Annotated in this window: 9 protein-coding genes; 1 reads left to right on the top strand and 8 read right to left on the bottom strand. The window is 51.1% G+C overall.

Annotation, left to right across the window (positions count from 1 at the left end):
• Positions 1-348 precede the first annotated feature (348 nt).
• On the bottom strand, positions 349-891 hold the full coding sequence (locus HMPREF0673_RS04090; protein ID WP_007898413.1) for an RNA methyltransferase: 543 nt from the start codon (positions 889-891) through the stop codon (positions 349-351).
• Between the two features lie 243 nt (positions 892-1,134).
• On the opposite strand from HMPREF0673_RS04090, the gene HMPREF0673_RS04085 reads away from it, so the two are divergent.
• Positions 1,135-1,641 (top strand): outer membrane beta-barrel protein, encoded by a 507-nt coding sequence (locus HMPREF0673_RS04085; protein WP_022429334.1) that lies wholly within the window; start codon positions 1,135-1,137, stop codon positions 1,639-1,641.
• A 142-nt stretch (positions 1,642-1,783) separates the two neighbouring features.
• Here the strand turns inward: HMPREF0673_RS04085 and HMPREF0673_RS04080 are convergent, their stop codons facing one another.
• The 7 genes from HMPREF0673_RS04080 to HMPREF0673_RS04050 form a co-directional block, all read right to left on the bottom strand.
• Positions 1,784-2,479 carry an SIR2 family NAD-dependent protein deacylase gene (locus tag HMPREF0673_RS04080; protein WP_007898409.1) on the bottom strand — a complete coding sequence of 232 codons (696 nt, stop codon included), beginning with the start codon at positions 2,477-2,479 and terminating at the stop codon, positions 1,784-1,786.
• A 65-nt stretch (positions 2,480-2,544) separates the two neighbouring features.
• Positions 2,545-2,964, bottom strand: a complete 420-nt coding sequence (locus tag HMPREF0673_RS04075) for an META domain-containing protein (RefSeq protein WP_007898408.1) — start codon at positions 2,962-2,964, stop codon at positions 2,545-2,547.
• Positions 2,965-3,039: 75 nt separating this feature from the next.
• Positions 3,040-4,527: a cysteine--tRNA ligase gene (cysS, locus tag HMPREF0673_RS04070; RefSeq protein ID WP_007898406.1), complete on the bottom strand. Its 1,488-nt coding sequence runs from the start codon at positions 4,525-4,527 to the stop codon at positions 3,040-3,042.
• Between the two features lie 204 nt (positions 4,528-4,731).
• Positions 4,732-5,373, bottom strand: coding sequence for an HAD family hydrolase (locus HMPREF0673_RS04065; RefSeq protein ID WP_007898404.1), 642 nt, complete (start codon positions 5,371-5,373; stop codon positions 4,732-4,734).
• A 113-nt stretch (positions 5,374-5,486) separates the two neighbouring features.
• Positions 5,487-7,166, bottom strand: coding sequence for a SusD/RagB family nutrient-binding outer membrane lipoprotein (locus tag HMPREF0673_RS04060; RefSeq protein ID WP_007898402.1), 1,680 nt, complete (start codon positions 7,164-7,166; stop codon positions 5,487-5,489).
• Between the two features lie 54 nt (positions 7,167-7,220).
• Complete coding sequence (locus tag HMPREF0673_RS04055; RefSeq protein WP_007898400.1) at positions 7,221-10,265, bottom strand: SusC/RagA family TonB-linked outer membrane protein; 3,045 nt, start codon at positions 10,263-10,265, stop codon at positions 7,221-7,223.
• Between the two features lie 227 nt (positions 10,266-10,492).
• Positions 10,493-11,512, bottom strand: coding sequence for a C1 family peptidase (locus tag HMPREF0673_RS04050; protein ID WP_040596374.1), 1,020 nt, complete (start codon positions 11,510-11,512; stop codon positions 10,493-10,495).
• Positions 11,513-11,557: the final 45 nt, after the last annotated feature.

The raw sequence follows: 11,557 nt of genomic DNA, 5'->3' as shown, positions 1-11,557 counted from the left end.
ATGCGCTAAATTAATTCCGCCAACGGGTTACATGAATTATTTTTTTACTCTTTTTTTATAAGTGCACTTACAAATCGTACCTGCAGAGTTAATTGGATGGATTATATAGCTGGGATATTTTTTTCCTATATGCTTTTAGTACTGTTTTTTTAATATATTCTCATAAGAAAGAGACAGAAAGTTATAAACAAGCTTTTAAAAAATATTCAGGTGAATTATTTGTAATATTCTTTCCATTTATAGCTTGGATAATCACTATAATTATTGATGCATAATTCATTGATTTGAGTAGAACTCAATGGTATATAGTTGCGTATATACAATAAAAACATCTTTAAAAAGACAGACTTAAAGTTTAAGTCTTTCCAAGAACTGCTTTGCAACCTCCCAGATCACGATGCCTGCCGTCACGCTGACGTTCAGCGAGTGCTTTGTGCCGAACTGCGGTATTTCAAGGCATCCGTCGGCAAGGTCTACCACCTCCTGGTGCACGCCTTTCACCTCGTTGCCGAACACCACGGCGTAGCGGCGGTCGGTGTCCAGTTGCAGGTTCTGCAGCTTTGTAGAGCCTTCTACCTGCTCTATTGAATAGACGAAAACGCCCTCTTTCTGCAGTTCTGCCACCGCCTCGGTAGCCGTCTCGAAATAGCGCCAAGTCACGGAGTCCTCGCCGCCGAGTGCCGTCTTATGTATCTCGGGGTGGGGCGGAGTAGCGGTGATGCCACAGAGGTAGACCGCCTCAACGCGGAAAGCATCTGAGGAGCGGAATACCGAACCTACGTTGTGGAGCGAGCGCACGTCGTCGAGCACCACGATGAGCGGCAGCTTATTCGCCTCGTGAAACTCGTCTACTGACAGACGTTGCATTTCTATTGTTCTGAGTTTGTGCATTATTCTTTGAGTGTATTTATTTTGCAAAGTTACGAATAAATAAGTGAATAGTGTAAATATGGTGCTCAAACTGATTGCTATACATAAAAAATGCAGCGTTTTTTGATGTATTTAGTTTTATTTTTTGCGTTTCTTATTGTTTCATATCATTAAAAAGTGTACATTTGCAGCGCTTAAATATTTAATACTATTGGCATGGGACGTAATGTTTCGTGCAGTAATCACTTAAAAAACATAATGTTTATGAAAAAGATTATGATGACTTTGGCTACTCTCTTTGTAGCCGTATGTGCAAGTGCACAGGTGTACATTGGTGGTGGTGTTGGTTTTGCTAACACCAGCTACGACCATGACTCTAAGTTCAGCTGGAAGATTGCTCCAGAGATAGGTTTCCAGTTGGATAAGAAGTGGGATGCAGGCATCTCTTTAGGCTACTCAGGCGTTGAGGACAAGGAGAAGGTTTTTGAGGTTGCTCCGTATGTTCGTTACACAGCTTGCAGCGCAAAGATTGTTGACTTCTTCATTGAGGGTACCATTGGCTATGAGCATCACGACTTGCAGCATAGCTCGAGCGACTATGATGTTTGGGAAGTTGGTTTGAAGCCAGGTCTTAAGGTGAACCTCTCTAATCATGTGGCTTTTGTTACAAAGATTGGCTTCTTTGGCTATCAGCGTGTTGACGAGGCTAATACATGGGGTGTTAACTTGGACGGCAGAAACATTCTGTTCGGCATCAACTACAAGTTCTAACAGTAAAGTTCTAATAATATAAAATGGGTGCAGTTCTTCATTTGGTAAGAACTGCACCCATTTATTTTTTGTGTGTCTGCACATAATGCTAAGTCGCACTACGCTGATGCGCCTGTGGAATATCAGAGTAGTCTACGTCGTGTCAACAGAGTTCTTCGCACAATAGCTTCATTCCCTCGCTTGCTCCACACTGGAAGTGCTTGAAGTTCTGTCTGCCCACGCCCATCGACGGTTCGGGGTCGATGAGATATACGGGCACTGAGGGTCGCACATAGTGGATGAGGCCCGCAGCGGGGTAGACGTTGAGCGATGTGCCTATAATCACGAAGATGTCGGCTTGCTCGGCTGCCTCCGCCGCAACGCTAATCATAGGCACCGACTCGCCGAAGAACACGATGAACGGGCGCTCGAGTGATCCGTCGCCGGCGAGTGTGCCGGGCTTTACCTCGCAGTTGTCCTCGGTCAGAGTGCGCTGATAGCGCGGGTCGTCGACATCGCGCGAGGAGCACACCTTCGTCAGTTCGCCGTGCAGATGAATCACATTAGTGGAGCCGGCTTTCTCGTGCAGGTTGTCCACGTTCTGCGTGATGACCGTCACCTTATAGTCTTTCTCCAGCTCGTGGATGAGGCGGTGGCCCTCATTGGGCTGCGCTGCGTAGAGCTTTCGGCGCAGCATATTGTAGAAGTTGGTCACGAGTGTGGGGTCGGCAAGCCATCCCTCGTGCGACGCAACCTGGTCGACGGGATAGTTCTCCCACAAGCCGTCGTTGCCGCGGAACGTCTTGAAACCCGATTCTACGGACATGCCGGCGCCGGTAAGAAATACTATGTGTTTCATGCGATTTCTGTTTTAGGGGTTATTCTGTAGCGGAGGCTTTCACATCCGCTACGGAGAGAGTCTGTTTACTGCTTCTTCAGCTGAAGTACGGCATTTCCGCTGCCGTCAGTCAGTTCTACGCAGCCTTCGCCAGCAGCCTTGTATCCCTTCACGCTTTCGAGAGCCTTCATAATCTTTTCTTCATACTCCATATTGGCGCAGAGCATCAGCGTGGTGCCTATCTCCGAGAAGCTGATGGTCTGCTTTGCTGCATCCACCTTTGCCTTGCCGTTGATAGAGTTGCATCCGGCGCATCCGAATACGTTGTCCTTTGCTGTTTCGAAGCCCAGGGTAGGGCGGAACTCGGTCTTTGTGGTGTCTACAGCGGTGCTGTCCACTTTCACGATGTCCCACTCGCCGTTGAGGTCAACGGCTGCGTCTGTTGTCTTTGTTGCCGAGCAACTGCAGAGAGCAATTGCTGCGGCGATTATAGATATTTTCTTCATTGTATGTGTGTGTTTAAGCCGAACTAAGCCTTCTTATGCCTCTCTAAGCCTTTGCTAACTCAAAATTCAAAACTCTTATTTAAGCTTCCAGGTAGCACCGTCCTTGGTGTCCTTCACCTCGAAGCCAAGCTCAGCCAGTTCGTCGCGGATGCGGTCGCTGGTAGCCCAGTCCTTCGATGCCTTAGCCTTCGAACGGAGGTCGAGCACCATGTCTACAACCTTGCCGAAAGCCTCCTCGCGATGCGATGAAGAGCCGGCGTTGTCGGGGCGCAGACCGAGCAGGTCGAACGCGAAGAGACGCATTGTCTCAGTCAGTTCCTTAAGGTCAGCCTCAGAGATGGTAGCCTTGTGGTCTACGAGCTTGTTCACTACGGAGCAAGCCTCGAAGAGATGAGCTATGACGAGCGGCGTAGCGAAGTCGTCGTTCATGGCGTCGTAGCACTTCTGGCGCAGCTCGCCCACCACCTTCTTCGTCTCGGCATCGCTCTCTGCTGAAGCAGCGATGCGGTCGAGGTCGGCGATGCCGTTCATGAGCTTCTCAAGACCCTTCTGCGAAGCCTGTAGTGCCTCGTTGGAGAAGTCTACAGTGCCGCGATAGTGAGCCGAGAGGATGAAGAAGCGTATGGTCATCGGCGAGTAGGGCTGCTCAAGATTCTTGTTGTTGCCGGTGAAGAACTCCTCGAGTGTGATGAAGTTGCCGAGCGACTTGCCCATCTTCTGTCCGTTGATTGTGATCATGTTGTTGTGCATCCAATAGTGCACCATCTGGTCGCCCTGCGAAGCCACAGCCTGCGCAATCTCGCACTCGTGGTGCGGGAACACGAGGTCCATTCCGCCGCCGTGTATGTCGAAGTGAGCACCGAGATACTTGCGGCCCATCGCCGTACACTCGCAGTGCCAACCCGGGAAACCATCGCTCCAAGGACTCGGCCATCGCATGATGTGCTCCGGCGAAGCCTTCTTCCAGAGTGCGAAGTCTGCCTGGTTGCGCTTCTCGCCAACACCGTCAAGCGCGCGCGAAGCGTCCTTCACGTCGTCGAGGTTGCGACCCGAGAGAATGCCGTAGTGGTGCTTCTCGTTGTACTTCTTCACGTCGAAGTAGATGGATCCGTTGCTCTCGTATGCGAATCCGTTGTCGAGAATCTGCTGCACGAGCTGCTCCTGCTCGATGATGTGGCCCGTAGCGTGCGGCTCGATGCTTGGCGGCAGCACGTTCAGCGCCTCCATAGCTGCGTGGTAGCGGTTGGTGTAGTACTGCGCAATCTCCATCGGTTCGAGCTGCTCTAGGCGTGCCTTCTTCTCTATCTTGTCGTCGCCTTCGTCGGCATCGTGCTCCAAGTGGCCCACATCGGTGATGTTGCGCACGTAGCGCACCTTATAGCCGAGGTGCTTGAGGTAGCGGAAGAGAATGTCGAACGTGATAGCAGGGCGCGCATGACCCAGGTGTGGGTCGCCATAGACGGTAGGTCCGCACACGTACATGCCCACGTTAGGGGCGTGCAGCGGCTTGAACACTTCCTTGCGACGCGACAGCGTATTGTAAATCCAAAGTGCTTGTTCCATTATATTTTCGGTTTTGTTTTTTTTATTATTCGTTGTTGTATAGAAGCGGTATGCACCTATTAATATGCAAATTTAGCAAATATAATTGAGAGAGATGGGATGTTTGCTGGCAAAAAGTTGTAAAAGTATGGTTGAAATGCTGGAAAAAAGTTGCAGAAGCTTGGTTAATGCTGGCAACAAATCTCACCATCTCACCACCTCACCTCACACCATCTCTGCAATCTCCGCAAAATCGTCTACTATGGCATCTGCTCCGGCTTCGATGAGGCTTTGGCGCGAGCCGTTGCCGTAAGTCACGCCGATGGTCATGCAGTGGGCGTTGCGACCCATGAGAATGTCGAAGTGGGTGTCGCCTACGACGACGGCATCCTCTGGCTGCAGGTGGTAATGCTTCAGTGTCTTCAGCACGGGCTCAGGGTCGGGTTTGGCGTGGCGCACATCCTCGGCAGCCACAACGAGCGTGATGATGTCGTCGAGCTTGAACGAGCGCAGGAAGTCGGCAGCCGACTTATATCCGCGGCTCGTGGCGATGGTGAGCGTGCAGCCTTTGGCGTGCAGCTGGCGCAGCGTTTCAGCCACGTGTGGGAACATAGGCACGCCAATCTCGCGGTTCACGTCCTCGAATATCTCGCGGTATGTGGCTGTACACTCCGCTGCCTTCTCCTTGTCCATCGGTTCGAGCACGGGAAACGCCTCCACGAGCGGCAGTCCGATTGTAGCGGCTATCTCCTCGTCGCTGTGCTGCGGTAGGTGCATAGCGTCGAAGGTGCGATGAAATGTGTTGAGTATGACGGGCTTCGTGTCAGCGATGGTGCCGTCGAAGTCGAGTATTACGATTTTCTTCATATTGCTTGTTTTATGTTTAGCAGCTTATCTTCTGCAAAGATATTAAATAAAAAGGACTCTGCCAAGCGCTTGGCAGAGTCCTTTGTATTTAATTATTTGTTTATGCAGAGCGTTTAGAAGTTGCCCTTGTTAGCATTATCCCACCAGAGGTGTGTGCCGCCCTTATCGCCAGAGATACCCTTCTTGCTGGTATTCTCCTTGTCGAGGAGTTCGATACCGCCCTTGATGCCTTCAGCGTTGGTGTCGTAAGCATTGCTGCTATAGATTACACGGCGAACGCCTTCCTGAGTGTCGACAGCTCCGTTGCTCTTGTTTACCAATGCTACGAAGAACTTCGGATAGCCTGTGCGACGCTGCTCAGCCCAACCTTCGTTAGAGAGTGGGAAGAGAGCGATGTACTTCTGTGTCTGGATGCGTGCGAGCTGGTCTTCCTTGCTTGCAGCGTCGTCCCACTTCACACCGAGTGTGTTCACAGCCTTGCAGTTGTGTTCAGAGTCACCTGGGTCAACATAGTCAGCCTGACCGGTTGTGCCGTTGATGTAAGCGTCGATATCGGCGTCGCTGATGTTCTCAATGCCAGCGAACGAACCTTTATAAGCAAGCTCGTTCTTTATAGAGAGTCGGATGCCCTGCTCGTAGAGATCCTTCACGCTTGTACCGCCGATGTTCCAGCGCAGCTTAGCCTCAGCGAGGAGGAAGTAAGCCTCGGCAGCCTTGAAGATAGGCAGCGGAGTGTTGTATGAGCCAACCCACTGCGACATCTTGTATCCGTACCAGCCGTCAGAGCCCTTCTGTTTCATGCCACTTGCGTAGCGGATGCCGCAGTAAACAGATCCCTTAGGAGTGGTGACGCCCTTCTCGTTGGTGATGTCGTCAGCGTTCTTTGTCATGTACAGAGGCAGACGCGGGTCGTTCATGCCCACCATAAGCGTTACGAGGTTAGCGTTCATACCGCAGTCGAGCCACTCGAACATGCGCTTCAGCTCGTTGCTCTGGTCCTTGATGACGATGTCCTTGCCCGAAACGGCGAGGGTGTTGTCAGCAGCTGCAGTTGCGATAGCCTTGAGGTCGTAGCCGTCGGCAGCCATCTCGCTCTCGCGCTTAGAGAGACGCAGAGCGATGCGCAGCTTCATGGTGTTGGCAATCTGCACCCATATAGCAGGGTCGCCACCGCCCCATGTGTCGTATGTAGCGAGCGATACCTTCTCCTCGTCGCTCATTGCCTTAAGATCAACGATAGCCTTGTCGAGGTCGTCGAGCATCTGCTCATAGAGCTTCTGCTGACTGTCGAAGCGATAAGTTGTCTCGCTTTCGGCGTTGATGATAGACGAGTAGGCGAGCGGTCCGTAAGCATCGGTAGCCTGCATAGTACCTACAGCCTGCACGATACGCATTGTGGCTGCCAATCCTGGCTTTGACTGCTTTTCGAGGTTGGCGATGTTGCGGCGTGTGTTGTTGAATATATGCAGATAATAGTTCTCGTACATACCGCCACTGTGTCCGCGGTTCTCACCCATATCGCAGTTGGTGAAGTTGCCGTGAGGTGTCTGGAAGTAGCCACCATAGAGGTCGATGGTGAGGTTTGTCCAGAACTGGAACATGTTCTGATGAGGTGCATAGCAATAGTTCATAGCTTCCGCACACTGTGCAGCGAACGGCAAATCGCCTGGATCCACCTGCGTCTTGTTTGTATTCAGATCTTCGAAATCGTCTGTGCATGAGCTAAGCATTCCGCTACCCATCACAGCCAGTGCCAGCATTGATGACACCGCGAATATATTTCTCTTTTTCATAATTGCTTAGATTTTAAACGGTTGTAAAATTTGTTTTTACTCGCTCAAAAATAATTAGAAGTTCAACTTCAGGTTCAGACCTAAGCTTCTTGAAGAAGGAAGGTTGAAGATGTCGACACCCTGCACACCGTTGCCAGTACCCATTGATACGTCCGGGTCGCAAGGAGCGTCCTTGTAGAAGAAGAAGAGGTTGCGTGCGATGAGCGCAGCTGTGAGGTTCTTGCCGTTTCCGAAGAGGTTGCGGAAGGTGTAGCCGAGGCTCATCTCGCGCAGACGTACGTTTGTGCCCTTGTAAACGTAGAACTCTGTAGCGTACGAGTTGTTGAAGTTAGAAGAACCAGTCTCTGTGTACCAAAGCTGTGGGTCGAACTCAACGCCGTCAACCACAACCTTACCTGCGTTGCGTGCGTTGCCAGTGCGCTCTGATACGCCCCAGCCGTCGAGTGTAGCCTCAGTAGCTGAGAGCACTCTGCCGCCGAACTTACCGTCGATGAGGAACGACAATGTGAAGTCCTTGTAGTGGAATGTGTTGCTCCAACCGAAGTTCACCTTAGCGTTCATGTTGCCTGCATACTTCATCTCGTCGATGTTGTCGCCCATAAGAACCGGTTTGCCATCTGCGTTCTTCACTGGCTTGCCTGCCTCGTCGCGCTTGATCTGGCGTACGTAGAGGTCGCCGTAAGAGCCGCCCTCGTTGAGCACAACCTTTGCGCCCTGCCAAGAAGCGATAGTAAGACCGTTCTCCAAGCCCTCTACGAGCTCCTTAATCTTGTTCTCGTTGTAAGAGATGTTGAAGTTGGTAGACCAAGAGAAGTCGGCATTGAACTGCTGATGCCAGCCTACAGATGCCTCGAAGCCCTGGTTCTGTACGTTACCGGCGTTCACGTAACGATTGCGCAGACCGCTCTCGTAAGGAGCCGAAACAGAGAAGAACTGGTTCTTGGTGTTCGTCTTATAATATGTGAAAGAGAAATCGAGACGGTTGTTTAAGAATGTACCGTCGAAACCGAACTCGAGAGAGTGGGTCTTCTCAGGCTTCAATGTGCGGAACGCTGCCTTGTCAGGAGCAGAGATAGCACCTGAACCACCGAGAGTGTATCGTGGGTTAGACATGTAGATAGGCACGTCGTTACCTACGATAGAGTAGCTACCGCGGAACTTGAAGAGGTTCACCTGCTCGCCCATCGGCACGAGCTTGTTGAGCAGAACGCTGGCACCTACTGACGGGTAGAAGAATGAGCAGCTTTCGGTGAATGCGAGAGCTGACGACCAGTCGTTACGTGCAGAGAGGTCGAGGAATACAGCCTCCTTAAAACCTACCTGAGCTGTTGCGAATACGGCGTTGAGGCGCTTTTCTGTGTTCATAGCGTCGCCATTGCCCAATGTAGACATATTGCCGTAGTAGTTGTTCGGAGTGAAGATGTTCGGGTAGTAAACGTTGCCGTCGCCCGGTGCCTTAAACTGATCGCCCTCTGCCCAGAGGTCTACGTGAGCAGTCTTGGTCTTGGTGAAGCTTGAGCCTGCTGTTGCTGTGAGAGCCCAGTCGCCCCATGTGTGGTTGTAGTTAACGAGAACGTCGCCGTAGAGTTGGTCGCTGAAGTAGCGGTTGTTCTTCATACGTCCCATCTTGTAGAGGTTGCCAACAGAAGAAGCGTAAGCGTTGTGTATGAACTGCTCTTCGCCGCGCTCGTAGCGCATACGTCCCTGAATGTTCACGTCAGGAGTGATGTCCCACTTGATAGATCCACCGAACTCATAGCGGTTGCGGTTTGAGATAGGTGTCTGGCGATGGAGCATCCAATATGGGTTGCCGTACTGCTGCAGCTCGGTGTTTGTCCAGTTCTGAACGTTGCAGCCGCGTGCTGGGTCGTAAACCTCGTAGTTGTCCTTGTAGTAGTTCCAGTCGATGCCACGCGGAGCGAGGTAAGCACCTGTAAGTGGGTTCCAGAGGTAGCCGGCAGCTGCCTGGTTCTTTGAGTACTGGTTGCTGTACTTAGCCGAGAAGTCGACATAAACATGGTCGAGCACCTTGAAGTCGACCTTCGAGTTGAGGTTGTGGCTGCGGTATGTGTTCTCCGGAGTCATACCGTGAGAGAATACGTTGCCGTAAGAGAAGTAAGCCTTGAAGTTCTCGCTACCGCCGGCAAGCGATACAGAGTTGTTTGTTGTGAAACCAGTGCGGAAGAACTCCTTAGCATAGTTCTTTGAAGCGCTTGCGAGCTTGTCGCCCCAAGAGAATGTACCGTCTGCGCCTGCTCCGTATGTATCCTGGAACTTAGGCAGAATCATCGGCATCTCCATTGTGGTGTTGCTTGATACGTTCACGCTCACCTTGCCAGCCATGCCCTGCTTTGTGGTGATCATGATGGCACCGTTGGCAGCCACCGCACCGTAGAGAGCTGAAGCGGCAGCACCCTTCAGAAGGGTGATAGAAGCGATGTCGTCGGGGTTGATGGTAGACATAACGTCACCTGCGTCGCGCTCGCCACCGTAGTCGCTTGATACCTGAGAGGTTGTGGTATTGGTCATTGTCGGCACACCGTCGATGACGATGAGCGGCTGGTTGCTACCAGAGATTGACTTGTTGCCGCGGAACAAAATCTTTGAAGAACCGCCCGCACCAGTAGAGTTAGGTGTAATCTGCAGACCTGCGCTCTTGCCTTGCAGCGAGTTGATCATGTTGATTGACTTGATGTCGTTGACATCCTTTCCGCCTACGGTTTGTGCCGAGTAGGTAAGTGTCTCCGACTGACGCTTGATACCCATGGCTGTAACAACAACCTCGCCAAGGCTCTCTGCGTTAGGAGAAAGAGAAACGTTGATAATTTTGCGGTTGCCAACCGTTTCCTCTGCATTTTTCATACCGACGTATTTGAATTCCAATACGTCTTTTGCACTGGTCTGGATAGTGTAGTTACCGTTCAGGTCAGTCATTGTTGCGTTCTTCGTGCCTTTTACAGACACGCTTACTCCAACAAGGGGTTCGCCCATCTCTTTGTCTTTAACGAGACCAGAAACTGTATGCGTCTGTGCATACGCCCCCGTCATAAACATTCCTATCAGGAACATTACGACTGTAAGAAATGATCTTTTCTGCATAGTCTTTAAGGGTTAGGTTAATAATTATAGTAGTTATAAAAAATATTTAAACTTTACACTTTGCAAATATAGATAATAGTCTGATACAGTGGTAGTTTGAATGTGTAATAAACGTTAAATTGTTTGGTAAATTTTAGTATTTGTAAATGTTTGCGCAAACAATTTACATAATGTTGGTATGTATGTAGGTATGTAGGTGTGTATGTAAGCAGGTATGATATGCCTGCTTACATATTTATGTTCTTCACGACGATAGCTATTGTCTTCATCATTACGTACTCTTCAGACAGATACATGAGTCCGTTGTAGGCGTTGCCTGTGCCCCATGAGTTCTTTGCTATATAGTAGCGTTTGCCGTTCTCGTCGTGGGCTATGCCTATGAGCACCATGCAGTGGTCGTCGGTGGTGTGGTGGTTCTCAAACTCTATCTGTCGCTCCTTCTGCGTGTAGGGTCGCTGCTTGGTGAGTTCCGCCACGCCACGCTTGAAGTCGAAGCCCGTTTCGCTTGTGTCGCCTTCCCAGCATACGGGGTGTCCGGCTCGCAGCGAGCGTTCTATGCGCTTCATCATTACGTCGATGGGCACGTTGTAGTAGAGTTCGTTGCTGTAGTTGTCGGGTACTTCGAGCACGAACGCCTCGCCGAAGCTGTGGTGTGTGAAGCTTGTCATGGCTAAGTACTCGCCTCGCATACACACGCTATGTGCGAACTCGAGCGGTGTGTATTCGGCTCCGAGCATGTACACCTTCTTGGGCAGTGCTCCGATGCGGTCGTCGAAGAGTCGTTCGGCGCGGTTTTTCAGCTCGCTCATGTTGCGTGAGGAGTTGGAGAGCATCACGAGTCGCTTCATCATCGACTGGTAGTTGATGTTGTGTGCGTTGTACGAGTCGTAGGGCATGATGCCGTATTCGTCGATGAGGCGCAGTAGCAGCGGTGCCGTTCCGCGCAGCGTCATGCGGTCGTAGCCTTTCGAAAGGAAGTGGAAACGTGCCTGTTCGCCGAGCTGATAGCGTGCAATGTAGTCGACCGAGAGGTTCACCGAGTCGCCCATTTGTATATGTTCGGTCTCGATGGTGGCGAGCATGGCGTATGCCCAGCAGAGCGAGCTGTGTCCCTGGTCTTTCACGGGCGTGTAGCCGAGGAGCACTTCGTTGGTGAAGTGCTTCTTCGAGGAGTTGAAGTTCTCGCGTTTCAGGTCGCAAGAGGTGATGGTTGCGAGTGTGACGAATAGTATAATGAGTTTGCGCATAGAATGTTTTTTGATGGTTGGTGCAGTTGAGACAACTGCACCCCC

The sequence above is a fragment of the Leyella stercorea DSM 18206 genome (assembly GCF_000235885.1).
Lineage (GTDB): Bacteria > Bacteroidota > Bacteroidia > Bacteroidales > Bacteroidaceae > Prevotella > Prevotella stercorea.
Note: the sequence above shows the minus strand (reverse complement) of the source record. Positions and strands in the feature narration are given on the sequence as shown.

What these genes read in the sequence shown, in the direction of transcription:
- HMPREF0673_RS04090 (WP_007898413.1), bottom strand. Translation starts at nt 891, where the DNA reads ATGCACAAACTCAGAACAATAGAAATGCAACGTCTGTCAGTAGACGAG.
- HMPREF0673_RS04085 (WP_022429334.1), top strand. Translation starts at nt 1,135, where the DNA reads ATGAAAAAGATTATGATGACTTTGGCTACTCTCTTTGTAGCCGTATGT.
- HMPREF0673_RS04080 (WP_007898409.1), bottom strand. Translation starts at nt 2,479, where the DNA reads ATGAAACACATAGTATTTCTTACCGGCGCCGGCATGTCCGTAGAATCG.
- HMPREF0673_RS04075 (WP_007898408.1), bottom strand. Translation starts at nt 2,964, where the DNA reads ATGAAGAAAATATCTATAATCGCCGCAGCAATTGCTCTCTGCAGTTGC.
- cysS (WP_007898406.1), bottom strand. Translation starts at nt 4,527, where the DNA reads ATGGAACAAGCACTTTGGATTTACAATACGCTGTCGCGTCGCAAGGAA.
- HMPREF0673_RS04065 (WP_007898404.1), bottom strand. Translation starts at nt 5,373, where the DNA reads ATGAAGAAAATCGTAATACTCGACTTCGACGGCACCATCGCTGACACG.
- HMPREF0673_RS04060 (WP_007898402.1), bottom strand. Translation starts at nt 7,166, where the DNA reads ATGAAAAAGAGAAATATATTCGCGGTGTCATCAATGCTGGCACTGGCT.
- HMPREF0673_RS04055 (WP_007898400.1), bottom strand. Translation starts at nt 10,265, where the DNA reads ATGCAGAAAAGATCATTTCTTACAGTCGTAATGTTCCTGATAGGAATG.
- HMPREF0673_RS04050 (WP_040596374.1), bottom strand. Translation starts at nt 11,512, where the DNA reads ATGCGCAAACTCATTATACTATTCGTCACACTCGCAACCATCACCTCT.